The 23,680-nt window shown below is 43.2% G+C and carries 19 protein-coding genes; 12 read left to right on the forward strand and 7 right to left on the reverse strand.

Features of this window, described 5'->3' with window-relative positions; translation table 11 throughout:
• The first annotated feature begins 39 nt into the window (after window positions 1-39).
• From ACMXYP_RS06305 to ACMXYP_RS06330, 6 genes are all read left to right on the forward strand, one after another.
• A complete protein-coding gene (locus ACMXYP_RS06305) occupies window positions 40-312 on the forward strand; it encodes a YeaC family protein (protein ID WP_415884159.1) in 273 nt (90 codons plus the stop codon).
• A complete protein-coding gene (locus ACMXYP_RS06310) occupies window positions 312-1,142 on the forward strand; it encodes a DUF2797 domain-containing protein (protein WP_415884160.1) in 831 nt (276 codons plus the stop codon). Before ACMXYP_RS06305 ends, ACMXYP_RS06310 begins: the two co-directional genes overlap by 1 nt.
• A gap of 19 nt (window positions 1,143-1,161) precedes the next feature.
• Window positions 1,162-3,786: an aminopeptidase N gene (pepN, locus tag ACMXYP_RS06315; RefSeq protein WP_415884161.1), complete on the forward strand. Its 2,625-nt coding sequence runs from the start codon at window positions 1,162-1,164 to the stop codon at window positions 3,784-3,786.
• 141 nt (window positions 3,787-3,927) lie between these two features.
• Window positions 3,928-4,323 carry a hypothetical protein gene (locus ACMXYP_RS06320; RefSeq protein ID WP_415884162.1) on the forward strand — a complete coding sequence of 132 codons (396 nt, stop codon included), beginning with the start codon at window positions 3,928-3,930 and terminating at the stop codon, window positions 4,321-4,323.
• 94 nt (window positions 4,324-4,417) lie between these two features.
• Window positions 4,418-5,017 (forward strand): HAD family hydrolase, encoded by a 600-nt coding sequence (locus ACMXYP_RS06325; RefSeq protein ID WP_415884163.1) that lies wholly within the window; start codon window positions 4,418-4,420, stop codon window positions 5,015-5,017.
• Between the two features lie 166 nt (window positions 5,018-5,183).
• Window positions 5,184-5,738 carry a hemerythrin domain-containing protein gene (locus ACMXYP_RS06330; RefSeq protein ID WP_415884164.1) on the forward strand — a complete coding sequence of 185 codons (555 nt, stop codon included), beginning with the start codon at window positions 5,184-5,186 and terminating at the stop codon, window positions 5,736-5,738.
• Between the two features lie 65 nt (window positions 5,739-5,803).
• On the opposite strand, the gene ACMXYP_RS06335 is transcribed toward ACMXYP_RS06330, so the two are convergent.
• On the reverse strand, window positions 5,804-6,937 hold the full coding sequence (locus ACMXYP_RS06335) for a DUF484 family protein (protein WP_415884165.1): 1,134 nt from the start codon (window positions 6,935-6,937) through the stop codon (window positions 5,804-5,806).
• Window positions 6,938-7,035: 98 nt separating this feature from the next.
• Window positions 7,036-7,659 (reverse strand): riboflavin synthase subunit alpha, encoded by a 624-nt coding sequence (locus tag ACMXYP_RS06340; RefSeq protein ID WP_415884166.1) that lies wholly within the window; start codon window positions 7,657-7,659, stop codon window positions 7,036-7,038.
• 152 nt (window positions 7,660-7,811) lie between these two features.
• Here ACMXYP_RS06340 and ACMXYP_RS06345 point away from each other — a divergent pair, with 152 nt between their 5' ends.
• Window positions 7,812-8,708 (forward strand): TIGR01777 family oxidoreductase, encoded by an 897-nt coding sequence (locus tag ACMXYP_RS06345; protein ID WP_415884167.1) that lies wholly within the window; start codon window positions 7,812-7,814, stop codon window positions 8,706-8,708.
• A gap of 9 nt (window positions 8,709-8,717) precedes the next feature.
• On the opposite strand, the gene ACMXYP_RS06350 is transcribed toward ACMXYP_RS06345, so the two are convergent.
• Complete coding sequence (locus ACMXYP_RS06350; protein ID WP_415884168.1) at window positions 8,718-9,146, reverse strand: GFA family protein; 429 nt, start codon at window positions 9,144-9,146, stop codon at window positions 8,718-8,720.
• Between the two features lie 12 nt (window positions 9,147-9,158).
• Complete coding sequence (locus tag ACMXYP_RS06355; protein ID WP_415884169.1) at window positions 9,159-9,641, reverse strand: Lrp/AsnC family transcriptional regulator; 483 nt, start codon at window positions 9,639-9,641, stop codon at window positions 9,159-9,161.
• Window positions 9,642-10,122: 481 nt separating this feature from the next.
• Between ACMXYP_RS06355 and aceE the strand changes: the two genes are divergently transcribed.
• Together aceE and ACMXYP_RS06365 are read left to right on the forward strand one after the other, a co-directional pair.
• Complete coding sequence (gene aceE / locus ACMXYP_RS06360) at window positions 10,123-12,798, forward strand: pyruvate dehydrogenase (acetyl-transferring), homodimeric type (RefSeq protein ID WP_415884170.1); 2,676 nt, start codon at window positions 10,123-10,125, stop codon at window positions 12,796-12,798.
• 55 nt (window positions 12,799-12,853) lie between these two features.
• A complete protein-coding gene (locus ACMXYP_RS06365) occupies window positions 12,854-14,149 on the forward strand; it encodes a 2-oxo acid dehydrogenase subunit E2 (protein ID WP_415884171.1) in 1,296 nt (431 codons plus the stop codon).
• 67 nt (window positions 14,150-14,216) lie between these two features.
• Here ACMXYP_RS06365 and ACMXYP_RS06370 read toward each other — a convergent pair whose 3' ends face one another.
• The gene (locus ACMXYP_RS06370) at window positions 14,217-15,071 is read right to left on the reverse strand and encodes an ion channel (protein ID WP_415884172.1); all 855 of its coding nucleotides are present in this window, start codon (window positions 15,069-15,071) and stop codon (window positions 14,217-14,219) included.
• 30 nt (window positions 15,072-15,101) lie between these two features.
• A complete protein-coding gene (locus tag ACMXYP_RS06375; protein WP_415884173.1) occupies window positions 15,102-16,748 on the reverse strand; it encodes a BatD family protein in 1,647 nt (548 codons plus the stop codon).
• 285 nt (window positions 16,749-17,033) lie between these two features.
• On the opposite strand from ACMXYP_RS06375, the gene ACMXYP_RS06380 reads away from it, so the two are divergent.
• The 3 genes from ACMXYP_RS06380 to ACMXYP_RS06390 all read left to right on the forward strand — a co-directional run bounded on the left by ACMXYP_RS06380 (window position 17,034) and on the right by ACMXYP_RS06390 (window position 23,274).
• Window positions 17,034-21,857: an NAD-glutamate dehydrogenase gene (locus tag ACMXYP_RS06380; protein ID WP_415884174.1), complete on the forward strand. Its 4,824-nt coding sequence runs from the start codon at window positions 17,034-17,036 to the stop codon at window positions 21,855-21,857.
• 37 nt (window positions 21,858-21,894) lie between these two features.
• A complete protein-coding gene (locus ACMXYP_RS06385; RefSeq protein WP_415884175.1) occupies window positions 21,895-22,116 on the forward strand; it encodes a DUF2835 domain-containing protein in 222 nt (73 codons plus the stop codon).
• A gap of 132 nt (window positions 22,117-22,248) precedes the next feature.
• The gene (locus ACMXYP_RS06390) at window positions 22,249-23,274 is read left to right on the forward strand and encodes a quinone-dependent dihydroorotate dehydrogenase (RefSeq protein ID WP_415884176.1); all 1,026 of its coding nucleotides are present in this window, start codon (window positions 22,249-22,251) and stop codon (window positions 23,272-23,274) included.
• Between the two features lie 45 nt (window positions 23,275-23,319).
• On the opposite strand, the gene rmf is transcribed toward ACMXYP_RS06390, so the two are convergent.
• The gene (gene rmf / locus ACMXYP_RS06395; RefSeq protein ID WP_415884177.1) at window positions 23,320-23,526 is read right to left on the reverse strand and encodes a ribosome modulation factor; all 207 of its coding nucleotides are present in this window, start codon (window positions 23,524-23,526) and stop codon (window positions 23,320-23,322) included.
• Window positions 23,527-23,680 lie beyond the last annotated feature (154 nt).

Consider the following 23,680-nt stretch of genomic DNA (forward strand, 5'->3'; position numbering starts at 1 on the left):
ATCAGGTGGTGAGACCTGATAAAAAGTAAGAGATTGATGATGACATACGAACAACTAATTCAAGCAATGACCCCTGATATGCATAAATCCCTTAAGCGTGCAGTGGAGTTGGGGAAATGGCCTGATGGACGTAAGTTAACGCCAGAACAACGTGATATCTGTATGCGTGCCGTTGTTGCTTATGACTTAGAGCACAAGCCAGAAGAAGAACGAGTTGGATATATTGATCGTACAAAACAAGACGGTTCTCAGCATGGTAAAGACCCATTGGCAGCCGATACGATTAAAATTCTGACTGACGATAAAAATTAATGCAGATTCTAGCGCAGGGTGCGCTACAAAAAATGCGCACCGAACTAACACCTGAAGGCGTTGTTTACAAATTACCTGTAGGTGACCAGGAAGTGCCAATGAATGAGCTCATTGGTAAACCTATCTCCTTAGAATACAAGGGTGCGATCAATTGCACTCATTGTGGGCGTAAAACTAACAAAAGCTTTAACCAAGGTTTTTGTTACCCTTGCTTTAAAAGTCTCCCTCAATGTGATCAATGCATAGTTAAACCTGAACTTTGCCATTTCCATGAAGGCACTTGTCGTGATGCCGGTTGGGGTGAGCAGTTTTGCTTCCAAGACCATTACGTTTATCTAGCTAACTCATCGGGTGTAAAAGTTGGTATTACCCGCGGCACTCAAATTCCAACACGTTGGATGGACCAAGGTGCTATTCAAGCATTGCCGATTCTGAAAGTAGCAACACGTTTGCAGTCAGGCAAAGTTGAGCGCCTTCTTGGCGAGCATGTAGCAGATAAAACTAACTGGCGCAAAATGCTTAAAAATGAAGTTGAGCCTTTAACGCTTGCTGAAATTCGTGATCAGCTTTTTGAAAAATGTAGTGAAGGTTTGGCGGAACTCGAACAGACTTTTGGTATCCAAGCTATTCAGCGTTTGCCAGATGCTGAACAAATAGAGATCAACTACCCTGTGTTGATTTACCCGACAAAAGTTACATCGTTTAATTTTGATAAAACGGCCGAAGTATCTGGCGTTTTGCAGGGGATAAAAGGGCAGTACCTGATCTTAGATACTGGCGTTATCAATATGCGTAAATTCACAGCGTATCAGGTATCTGTATCTGCCTGATAACTGACTAGGTGAAATCATGTCTCAAGAACCCAATGTTATTTACCTTAAAGACTATAAAGTTCCATCTTATCTGATAGAAACCACCGACCTGCGTTTTCAATTGTTTGAGCAGGAAACTCTGGTCACAGCAGAATTAAAAATCTGCCGAAATCCGAAGTGTGAGGATTTAACTCCGAAGCTAGTGCTATTCGGGCACCCAGAGCTAGAGTTATCGAATCTTTCGATTGATGGTGTCGAACACGTTGATTATCAGCGTGAAGGTGAAGAGTTGTTGCTTTCTGATCTGCCAGACAGCTTTACCTTAAAAACGCTGACAAAAATTCATCCGGAAACGAATACTGCATTAGAAGGTTTGTATAAATCAGACGGTATGTTCTGTACACAGTGTGAGGCCGAAGGCTTCCGCCGTATCACTTTCTATCCTGATCGTCCCGATGTGATGTCTGTCTTCAGCACAACAATTGAAGCTGAAAAACAGGCTTATCCAGTATTACTTTCCAATGGTAATTTGGTTGATAAAGGTGAGCTTGGTGATGGTCGTCACTGGGTCAAATGGGAAGACCCTTTCAGCAAGCCAGCTTATCTTTTTGCAATAGTAGCAGGCGATCTTCAGCATATTAAAGATACCTTTACGACCTCGTCCGGACGTGAAGTTGAGCTGCTCATTTATGCTGAGCAGAAAGACCTGAATAAATTAGATTACGCGATGCAGTCCCTGAAAAAGTCGATGGCTTGGGATGAGCAGGTTTACGGTCGTGAGTATGATCTAGATATCTATATGATTGTTGCGGTCGACTTCTTCAATATGGGAGCAATGGAGAATAAAGGTTTAAATATCTTTAATACTTCTTGTGTGCTTGCTCATCCTGCTACGACCACTGATATGGGTTTTCAGCGCGTTGAAGGGGTTGTGGCCCATGAATACTTCCATAACTGGTCGGGTAATCGTGTCACTTGTCGTGATTGGTTCCAGTTAAGTTTGAAAGAAGGCTTCACCGTATTCCGCGATGCAGAGTTCTCTGCTGATATGAACTCACGCACAGTGAAACGCGTAGAGGATGTTGGTGTACTGCGTACAGCTCAGTTTGCTGAAGATGCAGGCCCAATGGCACATCCAATCAGGCCAGCTTCGTTTATTGAAATTTCAAACTTCTACACCCTGACTATCTATGAAAAGGGCGCAGAAGTTGTGCGAATGATTCACACCTTATTAGGCCCTGAATTATTCCGTAAAGGTTCTGATCTTTATTTCGAGCGCCACGATGGTCAAGCGGTGACAACGGAAGAGTTTGTTTCTGCGATGGAAGATGCTTCGGGTAAAGATCTATCTCAGTTCCGCAATTGGTACTCTCAAGCCGGTACGCCGGAATTGCATGTTACTGATAGTTTTGATGCATCAACGGGCGATTATCAGCTTCATGTGGAGCAGCGCTGCCCAGCGACACCGGGTCAGGATGAGAAGCTACCATTCCATATCCCATTAGCTCTTGGCTTGCTTGATGAGAATGGTAAAGACCTTGTGTTGGCTAATGGTCAAAGCACTGAGGTGCTTAATATCACAGAGGCTCAGCAAACCTTTACATTTAAAGGCTTAACGGCGAAGCCAGTGCCTTCGTTATTGCGTGGATTTTCAGCCCCTGTGAAACTGTTCTATCCGTATCAGCGTGATGAGCTGATGTTCCTGATGGCAAATGACAGTGACGGCTTTAGTCGTTGGGATGCTGCTCAAAAGCTCGCAGTGGATATCATGCAAGGGTTAATTGCTGACTATCGTGAAGGTAAAACGTTGGAGTTAGATGAGCGTCTAGTGTCAGCGTACAAATCAATTCTGGAAACAGAAGGTTTGGATAAAGCAATGGTCAGCAAGGTGCTAACGCTGCCTTCAGAAGCTTATTTGTCTGAGCTAGCTGATGAGATTGATGTCGATGCTATCTACAACGTACGCAAGTTCGTACGTCATACATTAGCGGCAGAGCTAGAGGCTACATTGTTGCAGTGTTATCAAGATAATGACCTTGATCTGCAATATTCACCAGATTCTGACTCCATTGCTCGTCGAAGCCTGAAAAATCTATGTATATCTTATCTAACGTCCTTAGATAAACCTGAGTATCTAGAGCTTGCGCAAGCTCAATATGCTAAGTCGGATAACATGACCGATATGCAGGCGGCATTGGTGCAAGTGGCCCACTCTGAAAATGACAAGGCAGCTCAAGATTTATTGGATGATTTCTATGATCGTTGGAAGGATGAGAGTTTAGTGGTCAACATCTGGTTGTCTATCCAAGCCTCTAATCCAAAAGAGAAAGCTATTGATCGCGTTAAAGCATTGATGGAACATCCGGCGTTTGATGCTAAAAATCCGAACAAGTTGCGTTCTCTTATCTCTGTATTCTGTGCTCAGAACCCAGTTAATTTCCATGCGAAAGATGGTTCGGGTTACCAGTTCTTGGCTGATCGAATTATTGAGCTGAATGCTCAAAATCCGCAAGTAGCATCGAGAATGGTGACGCCATTGAGTCGTTGGAAGAAATATGACAAAGTGCGTCAAGCGCTTATGCTTAAAGAGCTAGAGCGCATTCGAGACAGTGGAAATCTATCAAAAGATGTCTTCGAAGTGGTGAGTAAAAGCTTGGCGTAAAAAAAAATGCAATATACGCCTTTAGCCGGGGGGACGGATGAGTTTACCTCGGCTATACTCGCTTAGGAATAAAGCTGAACATGCGTTATCTTGTTTAGCGCTATAACAAATAATAAAGATACGTTTTACCAAGGAAGCAACATGTCTAAATTACTATCTACTGAAGATAAATTCGACATCCAACAAAATTTCCGTCGCTACATGCGTTTGAAAGATAGTCATGAATCATCTACTGATGCCTACAAAAATGCCAAAGCTAACCGCATTTGGATTGCTGGCATTGTGTTAATGTTGTTTGCGCTAGCGTCTGAATTTTTCCTCGGTGCAGCAGCAGGTCTATTTGGTGTTTATTTTTACAATGTAATCACTAGTTGGTTAGACGCGAATTCTAGCGATGAAAGTTTAGAAGAGCTTGATCGTTGGTTCTCTACTAAGAGCCTTAAGTTTGAAGGTCGTATTCTTTACTTCAAACAAGATGATCTATTGGAAAACCCACTAGATCCATTTAACGAAGCTTGCTACGCAGTTGCAGAATAAAATCTGATCCAGATTTACTTGTGGGGTCGTAGAATGCCGAAAAGTGAAAGCTTTTCGGCATTTTTATTTGTGAGAAATTATTTGTGAGGAAGAGTTGTTAGATCTAAAAGAGAAGCGTGCTTGGATATTTGATCTTGATGGCACTTTAACTCAACCTGTTCATGATTTTGAACTGATTCGCCAGAAACTAGGTATAGATCCTAGTGATGATATTCTTGAATGTATTAAGCGTCAGCCTCCAGAGCGTCAGCGATGGATGAATGCTGAGCTTGATATTCTAGAAAGGGAATATGCATCCCAAGCAGCTCCTGCTGAAGGCGTGCTCGATTGCCTAGAAGTGATAGCTGCAGCTGATTGTCAGATGGGTATTCTTACCCGTAATACCCACGAATTAGCATTATTATCATTAAAGGCGATTGGTGCGGATACATTCTTCGAAAAGGCTCATGTTCTGGGTCGTGAAGACAGCCAGCCCAAGCCATCCCCTGAAGGTATTCATATACTATTAAAGCAGTGGGCATTGCCAAACCATTCAGGCGTAATGGTGGGGGATTTTCATTTGGATCTGTTGTCAGGGCGTGCAGCGGGTGTAAGTACTGTACATGTTGATCTGAAAGATCGTCACTGGCCGGAAGATACAGATATCAGAGTGAAAAACCTGTCTGAGTTAACATCATTACTGACCTTGGCTTAAACTTTTGTTTATACCTACCCCTTTGAAGCTAAAGGAAAAATTTCAGTTTTAAAAATAACTGCATTCTCTCTCCCGATTTAAACCCAGTTTTGCTTGATCTTTGTCAAAGGTCTTTCTCCCTGATCGTCTATATTGGGTTATTGGACTAACCTTTTGAGGTGTAAGTATGACGATATTAGCCGAGCTACATCAGGATCATGTAAATCTTAATAAGCTATTAGTAATCTTGCGTCAGAAAGTTAATCAGCTTAAAGCAGGACAGCAGCCTAATTTCAGTCTTATGGCTGATCTGATTGACTATATCTCTAATTACGCCGACGGCCACCATCATCCCCGCGAAGATAAAATGTACAAATGTTTGGCTGATCGGAATCCCGAATTGGATAAGCATCTATTCAACTGCGCTAAAGATCACGAAGCTTTAAAAAGCTCCAGCCTTCAACTGAAAGAGGCTGTTGATGGTATTTTGCATGATTCAGTGATGCCAATGGATGAATTTGCCAGCCTATTAGATGATTTTGTCTCGCTACAAATGACACATCTTAATTTCGAAGAGGGGCAATTGTTTCCACTGATTCAAGAATCGGTGAGCGATAAAGAGCTAGCGATGATTGAAAAGCAGCTTCCAAAACAAGAGGATCCGCTTTTTGGGGAAGTTCAGGCTCGAGAGTATATGGTACTTTATAAAGAGCTTATGCTGGAACTGAGCGAAGCTTGTTAACCAATATCGTTTTTACTCAGAGGGGAACATAGTTTTCTCTCTGATTACTGAGATACTAAGTAGAATTAGTTAAGCATTTGGCTTAGATCGATTTGAGGCTCTTGAAACTGAGTAAAAGAGACTTGGTCACGACCGTTATGTTTGGATTCATAGACTGCCTTATCCGCTGACTGGATCAGTTGATAGGCAATATTGTTAAGGCTTTCTTTAGGATAGTTAGCTGGTGTACACAGAGATACGCCGACAGATGTCGTCATCCTAAATGGCTTGGCATTCTCATCGCGGAAAATAAGACGAGAAAGTTTCTGTCTCAATGTGTCTGCTATTTCCATCGCCCGCGCTTTATCACAATTTGGCAGTAGTACCGCGAACTCTTCGCCGCCATAGCGCGCAATAATATCAGTTTTGCGCAGTTGTTTACCTAAGAATAAACCTACCGTTCTTAAAACTCTGTCACCGGTTTGATGGCCGTAGGTGTCGTTAACTACTTTAAAATGGTCTAGATCCATAAACAGGCAGGCTAAAGAGTGATTAGCACGGCTTGCACGGGACAGCTCTCGAACTATCTCCTGATCAAACGAACGACGATTATGCACTTTCGTCAGCATATCGATGCTGCTTAATCGATGTAGATTTTCTTGGTTAATGCAGTTTTCGATACAAACAGAAATCACAGAAGCTAAGTGCTGAATATAGTCGTAGCGAACATGTTGGGTATATCGACTCGCATCTGCGCTACCTAAATGCAGGCTGCCGATAAGGCAGTTTTGGCGAATCAGTGGCAACAGTGCGCAGGACTCAATCGGGTTATCTGCTACAGGGAAGGCTTCTCTGCGCACAGCTTCGCTTGGCGCACCCACAATGAGTTTTTGATTAGGGTATAACGATTTTAGTAAGCGTTGGCTTTGTACAAACCGTAACGTATTGCCTGGAGGTGGCGGTACATAATCGTCTAGCAGAGTGCGTGCAGCATGTTCCGGATCGAATAGGATGAGATTTACATTGCTCAGTTTAAAGAGGTCTTTAAACTCAATCAGCATTAAATCGAGTAACTCAGATAAACGAGCGCATGAGAGAAGGCGAATCTCCACATCAAAAAAGCTATTCAGGACACTCTCATTGCGCTCAGCCTTGCTTAACATTAAGCGAAGGGTGCGCTTGAGCTCCTGATTTTCCTTTTCTAGCTCGTTTAAACTCATAGTTCGCCTTTAATAGGATCCGTTAAAGGGTTATCGGCACTTAACTTAAACTATAAAGTTTTTTTTAACATTTTTGTTGAGAAATATTAATGACAATTTTATTTAGTTTTTAATAAGTTATGGCTGTTCATATATTGTTCTACTGTTTCCACCACCGCTTGCGTATGGGCATCAATTTCCATATTAACCCTGCTGCCTTCGCCTAAGTCTCCAAAGGTTGTAACCGCTAAGGTTTCTGGGATGAGGTAAACGTTGAACAGATTATCCTGTTTTTCACCAATGGTTAGGCTGCAGCCGTTAAGTCCGATAAAACCTTTGGCAAATATATAGCGTTGAAATTCTGGGGCCGCTTCAAACCATACAATCCAGTTGTTTTCAGGCTTTTCGATTTTGGCAATTTTTACTTGCTGGTGGATGTGACCTGAAAGTAGGTGGCCACCGATTTCATCACCAAATTTAGCGGCACGTTCAAAGTTAACCTGATCACCTGGCGCGAGGTCGCCTAGATTGGTTAATTTAAGTGTTTCCATAATCAGGTCGAAGCTGATTAAGTTATTCTCAAATTCGACAACGGTTAGGCAGGTGCCGTTTAAAGCGATGCTGGCGCCAATTTGCAAATTGTCACAATGCTCTAAAGGAAGCTCTACTTGCAGCCGCATAAAATCGGCTTTAGTTTCAACAGCTTTGATTGTCGCTTTACCTTGAACAATTCCAGTAAACATCGGTGCACTCTTATAAATTTGCTAATCTAAATACTGCAATGCATCGTAACAACAATAGAGTTCTGCTGCAGCGACTAAATTACTTTTCGCTGTAATTGTTATAAGCACCGAATAACAGCTATATGATGGGTTTAATCCTTAAGGAAAAAGGTATGAAAATTTTAGTGACAGGTGGAACAGGTTTTATCGGTAAACACTTTATCGAAGCTCGATTAGCTGAAGGAGACGAGGTGGTATGCTGGAGCCGGAACCCTTCTAAAGTTGCGGAATTGTTTCAAGGAAGAGTTGAGGCGATTCGTGATCTACCTCCACAGGATGAATTAGCGGTAGATGCTGTTATCAATTTAGCTGGTGAGCCGATTGCCGATCAGAAGTGGACCGAGGATCGTAAACAGCTTCTGCGAGCGAGTCGTATCGATCTAACCCATGAGCTCGTTGGGTGGATCGAAGCACAAACCGTAAAACCGAAGGTCCTCATTAGTGGTTCAGCAATAGGCTATTACGGTTGTCATGACGACGATAAAAAACTTGGCGAAGAAAGCCTGCCAAATAGAGGATTTACGCATACACTTTGTGCCGATTGGGAAGCAGAAGCGTTAAAGGCAGAAGCCTTTGGAGTCAGAGTATGCCTCATCCGAACAGGGGTGGTACTGGGTGACGGTGGTGCATTAAGCAAGATGTTACTGCCATTTAAACTCGGACTAGGTGGGCCGATTGCCAGTGGCAAACAATGGATGTCATGGATACATATTGATGATGAGATTGAAATAATCTCTATGCTATTAACCCACGATCAACTATCAGGCCCATTTAACTTAACCTCACCAAACGCTGCAACGAATGCGGAGTTTTCCAAAACCTTAGGAAAGACCTTAGGTCGACCAGCATTTATGCCAATGCCAGGCATTGTTATCAACCTGATGTTGGGTGAGGGCGCGGAGTTGTTGGTGGAAGGGCAACGCGTTTACCCCGAAAAGCTAGAAGAGATAGGCTATAAGTTTCACTATCCAGAGCTTTCTGGAGCGATGTATTCAGCCGTAAACTTCTAACGAGTGCTTCTAGCTTTCTCTGCCTTCGGGGAATTGTGGTAAATCATCTGAAATTTCGTACCAATCAGCTTTATAGCTGCAATAGATATGACTATCTGGTTTAACGGTAATTTCGCTATCTAATGTGCCTAAAGTAAATTCAACATGGGTGCCAGGGTTATTAATAGGTGCAAAGGTTAAGCTAGAACCGCATTCGGAACAGAACTGTCGTTTGGTGCCATTAGGTGACGTATAAGTTTTAAGTAACTTTTCACCTTGTAGCCACTTAAAGTTCTCTACCTTAGCGACTCCATAAGTACCGAATGCCGCGCCATGGAATTTACGACACATACTGCAATGGCAATGCGCCATCTTAGGTTGTAAGCCAGTGACCACATACTTGATACCGCCGCATAAACACTGACCAGTGAGTTTTGTTGTATCTGGATTCGTCGACATGAATTGATAACCTCAGCTAATGTGGGATAACGGAAGTTCTGTACGGCTTACTATTTGGCGCATAACAAAGCTAGTTCTAATACTGCTTACCCCTTCTATCTGATTAAGCTCTTTCAGAAGGAATTTCTCATAATAGGACATATCTGGCATAAGTACTTTTAAGATGTAGTCAGCTGCGCTACCTGTAATCAATGCGCACTCGACGACTTCTTCATAGCTGGCAATAATACGCTCGAAATTGTCTAAAATTTCGGGCTTTTGTTTATCTAGACACACATGAATGTAAACGCTCATAGGCAGCCCCACAGCATTCTTATTCAGCAACGTCACTTGTTTTTCAATAATACCGGCGTCTTCTAGTTGTTTAACTCTGCGTGCACAAGGTGAAGGGGATAGGTTGACCTTTTCAGCTAGTTCTAAATTGCTGATATCTCCATTCTTTTGAATCTCTTCCAAAATTTGCTGGTCGATTCGGTCTAGTTTTTTGCTTGGCATAATTTCCTACGGCTATTTTAGAAACTAGTGATGCTTGCTAATGATTGAATGAATTTCGCATTTAAATAGCAATGATCAGAGGTATTTTAACTATCCTAACGATTCTGATTAAGCCTTTCTAGCGATGATTCTTAAACGCAAATGTTCGCTCTTTAAGATGCAGACTCCTGCACATGGTTTGTTTGCATCCTTTATCGGTATAAAAAGCGCTTAACTAATATATTAAGTTCGTTGTTGGCTATTTGTGCCAATTTATTCTCTTTTATTGGCTTTTTTCTCTAGAAATTGAGTTGAATTGTGATTTTTTTGAGAACTTTCACTAAGGGCTTGCTGCTAATTTATTTACACCAAACTTGCTTGGGCAATTCATCCCCTGAGCCAGAGTTCAATTCACAAGATTGATGCAGCTTGTCCTAATCCGGGACGTTTGGGATTCCATAAGAATCCCCTTTTTATAGATTCTTAGTCCTTGGAAATTCCTATGAACAATTTAAATAAAGCTATTGAAGCCTTAGGTGAAGATGAGCGAAATCAAGAAAACAGAGAGTGGATTGATGCGCTTGACGATGTGATGGCAGAACAAGGTTCGCAGCGTGGCCGTGACATCATTCGTCTCTTACAAAATTCGTTGTTTAAACAGGGTGTTCACACAACGGAAGCCACGTTGAATACACCTTATCGGAATACGATTCCTGTTAATGAGCAACGCAGCTACCCCGGAAATAGAGAGTTAGAACAGAAGCTTGAAAACATTATTCGTTGGAATGCTCTCGCGATGGTGGTTAAGGCGAATGATCAAGGTACAGGTGTTGGTGGGCATATTGCGACCTATCAATCCGCAGCCACTATGTTGGAAGTGGGTTTAAACCACTTTTTTAAACAGCACACAGATAAGTATGGTGGTGATCAGCTATTAGTCCAAGCGCATGCTGCTCCAGGTATATATGCGAGAGCGTACCTTGAAGGCCGCCTAACTGACGAGCAGATGGCTAATTTCCGTCGAGAACTTCAACAAGGGGGAGGATTAAGCTCTTATCCTCATCCGAGACGTATGCCTGATTTTTGGCAGGGACCGACCGCATCGATGGGGCTTTCTACGCCTTCGGCAATCTACCAAGCACGATTTATGAGGTATTTAGAAAATCGTGGTTTGAAAGAGCCAAACGGTGGAAAAATCTGGTGCTTCATTGGTGATGGTGAATCGGATGAGCCCGAAGTGTTAGGGACAATCAACATGGCCAGCCGAGATAACTTAGATAACTTGGTGATGGTGATCAATTGTAATCTGCAGCGCTTGGATGGCCCTGTGCGAGGCAATGGCAAAATTATTCAGGAGCTAGAACGAAGCTATCGTGGTGCTGGTTGGAATGTTATCAAAGTGATCTGGGGCAGTGAATGGGATGAACTGTTCTTACGAGACCGTGAAGGTATTCTGCAAGATCGAATGGATCAAGCTGTGGATGGCGATTACCAATATTACACAGTTTCCGATGGCCAGAGTGTGCGCGATCACTGGACGCAAAATGATCCTCGTTTAGAGGAGTTGATGAAGACGCTGAGCGACGAGCAGATTCGTTGTATAAAACGTGGCGGCCAAGATCGACAGAAGATCTTTAGTGCGTTTGATAAAGCCATGGAAAATACAGGTAAGCCAACGGTTATTCTAATGAAAACTGTTAAAGGCGATGGTATGGGGGCGAGTGCTGAAGGGCAAAATACAAGTCATCAGAAAAAGCAGTTAACGGCCGAAGAGCGAATTGAGATTGGTCGTCGTTTTGAAATTCCATTGAGTGATGAAGAGTTGGCTGCGGCAAGCTTGTATAAGCCAAGCCCAGACAGCCAAGAAATTCAGTATCTTCACAAACAGAGACAAATGTTAGGTGGATATCTACCGTCCAGAAATGCGAACTTCGAAAAACTAGCGCTTCCTCCTTTAGCCCTGTTTAAAGAGGCGATATCTGGTACGAAACGCGAGCAATCCACAACCATGGCTTTTGTTCGTATGTTGTCTCATCTATTAAAAGATCCAGAGATAGGTAAATACATTGTGCCTATCGTGCCGGATGAAGCACGTACCTTTGGTATGGAGTCTCTTTTCAAACAGTTTGGTATCTATTCTTCTGAAGGTCAGAAATATAACCCAGTGGATTCAAGTAGTTTGCTTCCATATAAAGAAGCTAAAGATGGTCAGCTGTTGCAAGAGGGGATCTGTGAGACAGGTGCGATGGCGTCTTTCTTAGCGGCAGGAACCTCCTATGCAAACTACGGGGTGCCAACCATCCCGTTTTATATCTTTTATTCGATCTTCGGTTTCCAACGTGTTGGAGACATGATTTGGGCTTGTGCTGATAGTATGGCGAAAGGCTTCCTTTTAGGTGGCACGGCAGGTAGAACAACCCTAAATGGTGAAGGTCTTCAGCATCAAGATGGTCACTCCCAAGCTGTCGCTGCAACAGTACCTAATATGCTCAGCTACGATCCCGCGTTTGCCTACGAGTTAGCGGTGATAATCAAAGATGGTATCGAGCGGATGTATATCAATAATGAAAATATTTTTTATTACATCACCTTGTACAACGAAAACTACTTAATGCCAGTTATGCCTGAGGGGTGTGAAAAGGAGATTCTAAAAGGGATGTATCGCTACGTTAAGAATGAAAACTCTGGGCATAAAGTGCATCTGTTTGGTAGTGGAAGTTTAATGCAGGAGGTTTTAAAAGCCGCTGAGATCTTAGAAGAGTTTGGTTGTAGTACCGATATTTGGAGTGTGACCAGCTATAACCAGTTGGTCAGAGATGCATTGGCTGTCGAGCGGGAGAATTTACTGAACCCCGATGCTAATGCTGAGAGCTATCTTCAAATTGCTCTGAAACACGAACAGGGTGTTTTTGTAGCTGTCAGTGATTTTGTGAAATCTTTACCCAACGGCATTGCTCGATGGTTCCCAGAAGATCCCGTTGTATTAGGCACGGATGGTTTCGGATTAAGTGAAAGCCGTCCAACCCTCAGAGATCATTTTGAAGTTGATGCCCGTTTTATCGCTTGGGCAGCCTTATCTCGCCTCTATAGCAAAGAGGTGCTTAGCCGTGAAACGCTAAATAGCGCAAGAGATAAGCTCAAAATTCCTTATGAAAAAGCAGACCCTGCTTATTTTTAATTTTCTAAGAAATAAAACGTCTCTCATTTGTAGAGACTAACAAGCGGTAATAAAGATGGGTTCAGAAATTGTATCTATGCCAGATATTGATGGGGCTGGCGAAGTAGTTGAGTTGTGCGCTGATTTAGGTACAGAGATCAAAATTGGTCAACTACTGCTAGTTATTGAGTCGGATAAAGCGTCGATGGAAGTTCCTTCCACTGTAGAGGGTGTATTGGAGGGATGGCTCGTTGACGTGGGTTCGACGGTTGAAAGTGGTACTTTGCTTTGTGCAGTGCTGGAACAAGAAGTAGCGGGTAAAAGTGATTATCAAGAGATTGCTAGAGAAGCTAAAGAAGAGACTGAAATTGAGGCACTAAATCATGATGCGGTGAGCGTTGAAATAATCAGCGACACTAGAAGCTCTAAAGAGCCTGTTAAAAGCGAGCAATGTGCAAAGAGTGCAGTATCCAGTCAGGTGTATTCAGGGCCTGCAGCTCGCAAATTGGCTAGAGAGCTTGGCGTAAATCTCGAGGATATCTCGGGAACAGGCCCTCGAGGCCGAATTCTAAAAGAAGACATTAAGGCATTCGTTAAACTAGAACGAGTTCAGAAAACGGCAATGCCGCAATCTTCAGGTATTCCTCAGATACCTGAACAGGATTTTAGTCGCTTTGGTGCCGTTGATTTTAAGGATATGTCTAATATTGCGCGTGCGACTTCAGAGCATATGACGCGATGTTGGTTGAATATTCCCCATGCCACTCTATTTGATGAAGCTGATATCACAGAGCTAGAGTCTTTTCGAAAAGGGCTTAAGCCTGAGTTTCTGAACTTAGAAAAAGCGCCAACCATACTGCCCTTTATTGTGAAGGTTATTGCTCAAACCTTACGTAAGTACCCATTGTTTAACAGTTCGTTAAGCTCTGATGGTAAGCAGATTATCTATAAAAATTACGTCAATATAGGCGTTGCTGTAGACACTCCTGCGGGATTGGTCGTACCAGTGATAAAAGGGGCAGATAGCAAAAGTATCTCTGAGCTGTCTATTGAGATAAATGACTTGGCTGGTAAAGCGCGTGAAAGGCAACTAAAGCCAGCGGATATGCAGGGCGGTTGTTTCACTATATCGAGTTTAGGGCCTACAGGCGGCACAGGCTTTACACCGATTGTTAATGCCCCAGAAGTCGCGATTTTGGGTGTTGCTAAGGCAAGTATAAAGTCTGTTTGGGATGGACGTGAGTTTCAGCCGAGAAAGCAGTTACCACTGAGCTTGTCCTTTGATCATCGGGTAATTAATGGTGGTGATGCAGGTCGCTTTATGGCCTATATCAATAGCGCTATAACCGATATTAGACAGCTGTTGCTTTAAGAAAGTGATTTAATCGAGCAGTTCTGTCGTAAGACACTTAGACAAAACCTAACTTCTGAATGGAATTTTAGGAGTTAGGTTTTTTGTCATCAGATGATTGGCTGTGTTGTTCGGTGAGTTTATTTAACGCCTCTAGAGTTTGGTCTAGCTGGTTTTCAATCTTTTCTAGTTTTCTTTCTAAACCTTCGATACGTTCAATATTGCGTTCTTCTTTTTGAGTTAGCTCTCTTTCATCCTGTTCGATAAAGAACACGGAGAAACTAGCGGTTAACATGGAGAACATGGCTAATCCCATTAGGATGAGAAGCGAGCCAAATATTCTGCCTTCAGTTGTCGCGGGTACAAGATCGCCATAACCTACAGTAGTAACGGTAACCCAGGCCCACCATAAACCATCCATAGGTGTTTCAAAGGCAGGATCGATACCTGAAATTAGCAGTCCGGAAATCACCAAGATGATAAAGCAGATAAAGAGTGTGATACCTAAGTTATGCCGAGACAAGAGATCACGGGTATCTTTAGAAACACGCAGGAAGATTCCGATGGTTAGAGCAAGCCTAAGGGTTCGGATTATCCCTGCATAGAAGGTATCAACACCCCATATAACCGGTAGACCACCAAGTACGATGAGTGGACTCATCCAATTGTGCTTGAGGTATTTAATGCGATCATTAACCAGCCATAGCATCACAAACAGCTCTGACATAAATAGTAGCCAAATCAGCCAGTCGGAAGCAAAAGAGGTGTAAGCGTTAGAGACACCTTTAGATTGCAGATACCAGTCTATAAGAATCCATATCGCAGCCAGCACCATTGGCCCTTCAAATCGGCGCCCCCAGCGTTTGGCGCGTTCGTTTTCTTCTGAAGCGACCCCGCCTAGGCCAACCATACGCATTAGTGCCGTATGTCGAGTGTATTCCATTTAGCGCTCCACTTTACTGGGTCTGTATTGTTAATGGTTGTAGTCCAAACGTTGTTGTCCGTCTTTCAGATCCAAGCGTTGACGAAGCTGTCGAGCCCTCACTTTCGACATGGCGTCTAATATGAGGTCTCCTTGCCAATACTCGTCTTGCTGGCCGTATAGATGTTGCTGTAGATCCATTACCAACAGATTTATCGTTTGGTTATTCGCGTATTCGCACACGGATTCTAGCGACTGTATTTCAGGTGAAGCCCAAAAGCTTTGAGCCCACTCAACTAAACGCAATTGAGCAACATTGGGATTGTTTTGGTTACAGGCGATTGAGAAAGCCTGAAAAGTGTTTTTCTCTGTTATCTCAAACGCAACCCGCTTTTGTTCCTCTTCAAAGAACGAATGATCAGGTTCTTCTTTAGATTGCTTTTTAATATTACGCAGATGGTTAAACGTATAGATAAAGGCCAGAGTCGCTGCAATACTGATCCCTGTTAGAATCCAAACTAAAAAAGTGATCGAACCAGAGGACCCCTCTTTATCTGATTCAGAGCTGTTGGTAGGGATAACCGCAGGTGTAACTTCAATTTTCCTCTGAGTGATAGAGGCTGTCTGGCCTTTGTCGGCTGTTGTATTCCACCAAGGAATGTCGATTGAAGGCAAGATGATCTCTTTGCTATTGCTAGGTGTAATTTCTAGTTCTTCCACTCGTTGGCTGATAACACCTTGCTCGGTCATGCGTTCTTCTAAAACGACATTGAGTAGGGTGATGGTGGCATCAGGGTTTTGTAATGATGCCATTGAGGGTAGAGAAGAAGAGGGTAATCCTTCAGCTTCTAGTTTGATTATCCTTGTAAGCTTGTCAGATTGACTAACCTGATTGAGTTCTTCCAAGTTGTCTTCGATATAGATCGATGTGGCTGGAAGCCATAACTTGCGTGTGTTCTGATTAGCGGGAGGTAATACCGAAAGCAATAGAGGTTCACTATTCAGTTCGACCACTGTGTTGTTCGATAGAGTGGTTGAGAAAAACACTGGGCTAATCTCTACTTCGCCTTCCTGAAGTGGGAACAGCGTATAGCTTGTTTCGGTAACATTATAGTTCTGACCACGCACCATACTGGTATATTGCTTTTGCTCTTCTAACGGCTTGATGATCGCATCAGGTGATTCTGGCGCTGTTAAATTTGCATCCAAAGGTAATGGAGCAAGATGGAAAACCTTCGAGCGTAAAATCGCTTGCCCATTTACGTAGAGTTCATCTTTATCAAGGCTGGATTCTAGAAAGATCGCTCTGCCAGTGCCTTCTGCAAGTTCAGGATTATCATTAGCGGGTAGCACTGAGATTGGAAGTTCTTGACTGGCTTGCTGTCCTACAAAGATAGAAGGAATAACTTGCTCGCCGTCCCTTCGAGGTTTTAGTTGTAGCACCCAACGTGTTTTTGTCGTTACCGATCCTGTGGTATGGCTCGAGACAGTGACTTTGCGTGTGCCAACAATATTAAAGTCTTTTTGTAATTGGCTTAGGTTTGGCCGAGTGACATCTTGCTGATCAGTTTCTAAGGTCAGCGTGATTTTTTGACCTAAATAGAGGGTGTTTGTATCGAGAGAAGAAGATACTTTAGCTTGAGCTTGAAAAGCAGTGAAAGCCAGTAGAAAGAAAAAGTGAGAAGAAATAAATCGCAATGGAATCCTCGCGCTATCATCGCTGGCTATAGCTTACATTGGGTTAGGACTGTAAGTCATAATTATGATTTTCATTTTATTATGAGTAATCCTGCAGGGTGAATCAACGTATTCCGGTTTAATAATTGTTTGATTATTTTTGCTCTCGCATGTTTCGTTTCTGTGTGATTTCTAGTTCTCTAAACCGTTAAAAATTTGTTTGTATCAAACGTTTTTGTACTTAAACGGCTGTTGGCTACATTTTGTCTATACTTTTGATTATTTGAGAAAAATTGAGGGTTGCAGATGGAATACCTAGGCCAGGATGAAAAAGCTAATCTGTTAAAAACACTGTGCCAAGAATTAGAAAATCGATTACCGAAAGAAAGGTCTGAAGCCTTGGTGGAGTTTGCAACTCTATATTACTCATCCGCTTCGTTAGCTGATCTCCTCGAATGGAAGTTAGAAGATCTCTACGGTTCGACACTCGCTTGTTGGCAGTTTCTTCAAGAGCGTAAAGCCGGGCAGGTGAAGGTCAGGGTATTTAACCCCGATTACGAGCTGCATGGTTGGCAATCGACTCATACCGTGATTGAAGTCTTGCAGAAGGATATTCCCTTCCTAGTTGATTCTCTGCGAATGGAGCTTAATCGACGTAATTTAACCATTCACGCCATACATAATGCGGTTGTGACTTTGAAAAGGGATGATAAAGGCGGCTTATCTTCTCTACTCAAAAAGGACAGTCGAGCTAAAAATTCTCAAAGAGAATCATTAGTTTCGATCGAGGTTGATAGACATTCGGATACTGCAGATCTTCAAGACTTGGAGCAAGCGCTACGAAATGTCCTTGAAGACGTAACTATGGTGGTAGAAGACTTTGAGCCTATGGTTGAGCGATGCGATGCTCAAGCAGACATTTTCTCAAAGGCGATCAAAGGCTTTGATGCTGAGATTACGTCGGAAGTACATGACTTTATTAAGTGGATAAAGGATCATTTTACCTTCTTAGGTTATGACGAATACCAACTAGTAGAGAAGAAAGGGAAGAAAACCCTCGAAGCTATTCCGGGTAGTCAACTCGGTTTGTTGAAATTCTGCGATGAACATTGCCGTTCTGCTTTAGTTAATGAGAATGATCGTGATGCCGAAGGCTTTGTTCTAATACCCGATATTCTCTCCTTTACGAAATCCAATCGAGCCTCCAGTGTTCATCGTCCTACTTACCCTGATTACATCAGTATCAAACAATACAATAAGAAGGGTGAAGTGGTAGGTGAATGCCGATTCTTAGGCTTATATACCTCTAGCGTTTATATTCAGAGCTCCCGCCAAATTCCAATTGTACGCCGGAAGGTGGATGCGATTATGGAAAAGTCTGGCTTGCACCGTCATGGCCATGACTGGAAGGAGCTGCTACAGATTTTAGAGATTCATCCTCGAGATGATCTATTTCAGGTATCGGTAGATGACCTCTATCGGACCGTTATTGGCGTGCTACAAATTCATGAAAGACGTCAGATACGGCTGTTTGTGCGCCGTGATTACTTTGGTCAGTTTTATTCCTGTCTGGTCTATTCACCAAGGGATATTTATAGCACTGACTTTAGGCACAAAATTCAGTCGCTATTGATGGAGCAGTTGAACTGCACCCATGCAGATTTTACGACTTATTTTTCTGAATCCATTCTGACGCGTACGCAGTTTATTCTTCGTGGGGATAACATTGTCGAGGATTTTGATTCCGATAAATTAGAACGGGTGGTGAGATTGGCGGCCCGTAGTTGGTGTGATGATCTGCGAGATGTCTTGGTTGAAACACTTGGTGAGGAATCAGGTATTCGAGTTTACAACCAGTTTGGTAGTGGTTTTCCTGCGAGTTACAGCGCGGATTTTTCCGCTAGAACAGCGGTAGTAGATCTACAGCATATAGAAAAACTATCCGATCAAGCGCCATTGCAGCTAAGTTTTTACCAAGCATTGGAGCAGGAACAGAATTGCCTTAACTTCAAACTGTTCAGTCTAGGCGCATCTTTACCTCTATCTGATGTTATCCCTGTGCTAGAAAATTTAGGTTTAAGAGTCATAGACGAGCACCCGTACAAAATAGAAAGTAAGCGTGATCTGGTATGGATTCATGATTTTAATCTTCACTACACAGGAGCAGGCTCTGTATCGCTATCAACACTCAAAGAGGTGTTTGAAGAGGCCTTTCTAAAAATTTGGCAAAGTGAAGCCGCGAATGATGAGTTTAACCGTCTCGTGTTGGCGGGGAAGGTTGGCTGGCGCGAGGTGGCGATGCTTCGTGCTTATGCTGCGTACATGAAACAGATAAGTTTTCCAATCAGCCCAGAAGCGATTAGTACGACGCTAAATTCATACGTCGATATAGCCGCCAAGATTGTTCAGTTCTTTAAAGCACGGTTTGAACCGGGTAACACGGCCGATCAAGAAGCGGTTGAATCCACTATTATCGACGCGTTAGAAGATGTAAGTAGTTTGAATGATGATCGCGTGATTCGTCAGTATTTATTACTTATCAAGGCAACGCTGCGAACAAATTTCTATCAAAAAGATAGGCAAAATCTTAAAAGCTATTTCTCTTTTAAATTGTCCCCTGATGAGATCCCAGATATGCCGTTACCACGGCCTAAATATGAAATTTTTGTCTACTCGCCTAGGGTTGAGGGTGTTCATCTTCGTGGCGGTAAGGTGGCTCGTGGTGGTTTGCGTTGGTCCGACCGCATGGAAGATTACCGAACCGAAGTTTTAGGTTTAGTTAAAGCGCAGCAGGTTAAAAATGCGGTAATTGTTCCTGTTGGGGCTAAAGGTGGCTTTGTCGCTAAATCATTACACGATGGCATGAGTCGCGAAGAGTGGTTTGAAGAGGGGGTCAACTGCTACAAAACATTTATCAGTGGCTTATTAGATATTACAGATAACCTCGTTGAAGGTGAGGTGAGCCCACCTGCTGATGTGATTCGCCATGATGAAGATGACACTTATTTAGTAGTGGCTGCAGACAAAGGTACGGCGACTTTTTCAGACATTGCTAACGAATTGGCGCAATCTTATGGCTTTTGGTTAGGTGATGCGTTTGCCTCAGGCGGTAGTCAGGGCTACGACCATAAGAAAATGGGGATCACCGCAAGAGGTGCGTGGGTCTCTGTTGAGCGGCATTTCCGTGAGATGGGTGTAAACACCGATAAAGATGACTTTACGGTGATTGGCATAGGCGATATGTCAGGTGATGTATTTGGTAATGGTATGTTGCTGTCGAAGCATATTCGTCTGGTAGCAGCGTTTAACCATCTACACATTTTTATCGACCCAAATCCAGATGCTGCAAAAAGTTGGAAAGAGCGTGACCGCTTATTTAAGCTGCCTCGTTCGGCATGGACCGATTACGATAAGAAATTAATCTCAGAAGGCGGTGGTGTTTTTGAGCGCTCTGCCAAATCGATCACTCTGTCTCCACAAATACAGGCGCTTATTGGTGAAAAGGTAGCGACTGTTACCCCGAATGATCTTCTGAATAAACTGCTAAAAGCGCCGGTAGATCTGGTTTGGAATGGCGGGATTGGTACTTATGTTAAGGCAAGTACCGAGACTGATGCGGATATTGGCGATAAAGCCAATGATGCTCTGCGTATAGATGGTCAAGAGCTGTCCTGTAAAGTTGTAGGTGAGGGCGGTAACTTGGGGATGAGTCAGTTGGCGCGAATGGAATATGCACTCGCTGGTGGACGGATGAACACCGACTTTATCGATAACGCTGCAGGTGTGGACTGCTCTGACCATGAGGTCAATATCAAGATTCTTCTCAATCAAGTTGTTGCTAATGGTGACATGACTGAGAAGCAGCGAAATGCATTGCTTGAAGAGATGACTGATGAAGTCGCTTCTTTGGTCTTGAAAAATAATTATCGACAAGTTCAAGCGATCTCTATGGCTGAGTCCCGATCTTTTGAAGGGATGGCAGAGTATCAGCGTTACATCACCAACATGGAATCGGCAGGTAAGCTCGATCGAGCGCTAGAGTTCCTTCCTACCGATGAGGTCCTGAATGAACGACGGGCATCGAAAAAGGGGTTAAGCCGTCCAGAGCTATCGGTTCTGATCTCATACAGTAAAGCAGAACTTAAAGAATCGTTGAGCCTATCGTTTATTCCTGATGATGAGTATCTATCACAAGAGCTATTTACCGCCTTTCCTGAGAGATTGGTTTCTGAGTTTGGTGATCAACTAAAAGCTCACCGTCTAAGCCGAGAAATCATCGGCACTCAAATCGCAAACCACATGGTTAATATGATGGGGGTGAACTTTGTTGACCGCTTACGCATTTCAACAGGGGTCGATGAGGCGGCAATCGCTAGAGCTTATGTACTCGCTCGTGATGTATTCGGTATTGAGAATCTTTGGCAGCAGATTGAAAAGCTCGATCATAAAGTTAGCAGTGATATCCAATTAGAGATGATGCACGAGCTACAACATCTGATGCGTCGAGCTACGCGTTGGTTTGTTCGTAACCGCCGTGCGGAAGTAGATTGCGAGAACGAGGTTGATAGTTTTAGAGCTCAGCTAGGAAAAATAGTCCCTAAACAGGAAAAATTACTCAGAGGAGAGCCATTAACACGTTGGGAGAGTGCGCTCAGTCGCTATCAGGAAGCAGGTGTGCCGAGTAAGTTGGCTAAATTCATCTCGGGTGCACGTTGTTTATACGCCTCTTTAGGGGTAATTGAGGTTGCTGATGAAGCGGACGTGCCACCAGATCAAGTAGCTCAAGTTTATTTCGGTTTAGGGCAGCGTTTGGAATTGGATTGGTTGTCTAGAAAGCTCAGCAAGTTGAGTGTTGATAATTACTGGCAGGCGTTGGCGCGAGAAGCGTTTAGGGATGATTTGGATTGGCAGCAGCGTGCCTTGGTGGCGACAGCTATTAAAGGGCGGGTCAAAGGGTCTACAGTAGAACAGGTGATCGATAAGTGGTGTACTGAAAATGAATGGCTACTTGATCGTTGGCAAAATGTTCTCAATGAAGTTAAAAGTGCTAAAAAACAAGAGTATGCAATGTATACTGTCGCGTTAAGAGAGTTGTTTGATTTGGCGAAAACAAGCCAGTTTAATACCTGAACGTGTATATGAGGGTCATTCCTCTAAATAGTATTGTATGAAAGCAATTTTGGTTGATATTCGGATTAGTTCTGAAAAATTTTTAATGTTGTATCAAGGGGTCGCGGAAACTGTTTATACCCGATCTCTTGATGGTCGTAGCGTACAGTTCCCCGCTAGAATCTTAAAACCATTTCTACTACGTGATGGTATTAATGGTCGGTTTAAAATCTTGTTTGATGATCAAGGCAAATATCAGGGAATAGAGAAACTGAGTTAGTGTAATAAATGCACCAATTTTGTGATTCTTTATAACTTTTGGGAGTTAACATTGTCACTCTTAGTGCTCAATGCTGTTATTCCATCCTCGCCTCGCCTATAATCGGGCCAAAATTTTTTCTAGGACCTGATTATGTTGTATTCACTGACTCGATCTTTGATGTTTCAGCTTGATCCCGAACTTTCTCACAACGTAGCGCTTCATTCGATGAATCTTGCGTCTTCTTTGGGAGTAAATAAGCTTCTGGGCGCTGAAGTACTATCTGATCCTGTTCAGGTGATGGGAATTGATTTTCCAAACCGCGTAGGTTTAGCAGCAGGTCTAGATAAAAACGGCATTGCGGTAGATGGTATGGCTGCAATGGGCTTCGGCTTTGTTGAAGTGGGTACTGTAACTCCACGTCCACAAGATGGTAATCCTAAGCCACGTATTTTCCGTTTGCCTGAACAGCAAGCGATCATCAACCGTATGGGGTTTAATAACGGTGGTGTAGATAAGCTGCTCTCTAATCTGGATAAGAGCGTTTATAAAGGTGTTCTGGGTATCAATATTGGTAAAAACAAAGATACTCCAAACGAGAAGGCGAATGACGATTACCTATACTGTCTTCGAAAGGTATACGGACGCGCGTCTTACATTACCGTTAACGTATCTTCTCCAAACACACCAGGCCTTCGTACTCTTCAGTACGGCGAGTCGTTAAACAGCTTATTGGACGCGCTTAAATCCGAACAAGCTAAGTTAGCTAAGTTCCATGACCGCTATGTTCCAATTGCGGTAAAAATTGCACCGGACATGACGGATGAAGAACTTGCACTGGTTGCTGCATCTCTAAAGTCTTATGAAATGGATGGTGTGATTGCGACCAATACAACCCTATCTCGTGACGGTGTTGAAGGGCTTGAGTTTGCAGATGAAGCAGGTGGCCTGTCAGGTGCACCTGTACGCAATAAATCAACTAAAGTAATCCGTACGCTGGCACAAGAGCTCGATGGAGCATTACCAATTATTGGTGTAGGCGGAATCACTGAAGGTTTTGATGCGGCAGAAAAGATCGAAGCTGGTGCAAGTTTGGTACAAATTTATTCTGGGTTTATCTACCGTGGGCCTTCATTGGTTGCGGATTCTGTGAAAGCGATTAAGCAGCTTTCAGAATAGAGCGGGTAATAAAAAGGCTCCCCTTGGGGAGCCTGAAAATTCTGTTTAGTGTAGAGCTGGGTCGGATTGTATTGCTGATACTCCTTCCATACCGCTCCAGTGAGCTTCGCGTCCTTGGCGCCATCCGCTCATCCAATGGCTTCTGAGATCTGATGTATTGACGGGACAGTTATCCCGGGACTTACCGCTTAATCCTGCTTGAAAACCTCGATTAAAAAGTGTGCTGGTACGATCACGCTTTTGTCTCTTCATACAATTGAGCCTCTCTTCGTGTTTTAGTTTTTTGAGAGCAGCGGTTCCTTGAGACATGGTATCCGCTTAAAATCTGTCTGCGAGTTTTAAGTTTTGCAGCCAGACCTCTATAAATATCGGAAAATAGATCATAGTGCGATTGAATATGACTATC

The sequence above is a fragment of the Neptuniibacter sp. QD34_54 genome (assembly GCF_047778055.1).
Taxonomy (GTDB): domain Bacteria; phylum Pseudomonadota; class Gammaproteobacteria; order Pseudomonadales; family Balneatricaceae; genus Neptuniibacter.

Coding starts and splice junctions, on each gene's coding strand:
- ACMXYP_RS06305 (WP_415884159.1), top strand. CDS start 40: ATGACATACGAACAACTAATTCAAGCAATGACCCCTGATATGCATAAA.
- ACMXYP_RS06310 (WP_415884160.1), top strand. CDS start 312: ATGCAGATTCTAGCGCAGGGTGCGCTACAAAAAATGCGCACCGAACTA.
- pepN (WP_415884161.1), top strand. CDS start 1,162: ATGTCTCAAGAACCCAATGTTATTTACCTTAAAGACTATAAAGTTCCA.
- ACMXYP_RS06320 (WP_415884162.1), top strand. CDS start 3,928: ATGTCTAAATTACTATCTACTGAAGATAAATTCGACATCCAACAAAAT.
- ACMXYP_RS06330 (WP_415884164.1), top strand. CDS start 5,184: ATGACGATATTAGCCGAGCTACATCAGGATCATGTAAATCTTAATAAG.
- ACMXYP_RS06335 (WP_415884165.1), bottom strand. CDS start 6,937: ATGAGTTTAAACGAGCTAGAAAAGGAAAATCAGGAGCTCAAGCGCACC.
- ACMXYP_RS06340 (WP_415884166.1), bottom strand. CDS start 7,659: ATGTTTACTGGAATTGTTCAAGGTAAAGCGACAATCAAAGCTGTTGAA.
- ACMXYP_RS06345 (WP_415884167.1), top strand. CDS start 7,812: ATGAAAATTTTAGTGACAGGTGGAACAGGTTTTATCGGTAAACACTTT.
- ACMXYP_RS06350 (WP_415884168.1), bottom strand. CDS start 9,146: ATGTCGACGAATCCAGATACAACAAAACTCACTGGTCAGTGTTTATGC.
- ACMXYP_RS06355 (WP_415884169.1), bottom strand. CDS start 9,641: ATGCCAAGCAAAAAACTAGACCGAATCGACCAGCAAATTTTGGAAGAG.
- aceE (WP_415884170.1), top strand. CDS start 10,123: ATGAACAATTTAAATAAAGCTATTGAAGCCTTAGGTGAAGATGAGCGA.
- ACMXYP_RS06365 (WP_415884171.1), top strand. CDS start 12,854: ATGGGTTCAGAAATTGTATCTATGCCAGATATTGATGGGGCTGGCGAA.
- ACMXYP_RS06370 (WP_415884172.1), bottom strand. CDS start 15,071: ATGGAATACACTCGACATACGGCACTAATGCGTATGGTTGGCCTAGGC.
- ACMXYP_RS06380 (WP_415884174.1), top strand. CDS start 17,034: ATGGAATACCTAGGCCAGGATGAAAAAGCTAATCTGTTAAAAACACTG.
- ACMXYP_RS06385 (WP_415884175.1), top strand. CDS start 21,895: ATGAAAGCAATTTTGGTTGATATTCGGATTAGTTCTGAAAAATTTTTA.
- ACMXYP_RS06390 (WP_415884176.1), top strand. CDS start 22,249: ATGTTGTATTCACTGACTCGATCTTTGATGTTTCAGCTTGATCCCGAA.
- rmf (WP_415884177.1), bottom strand. CDS start 23,526: ATGAAGAGACAAAAGCGTGATCGTACCAGCACACTTTTTAATCGAGGT.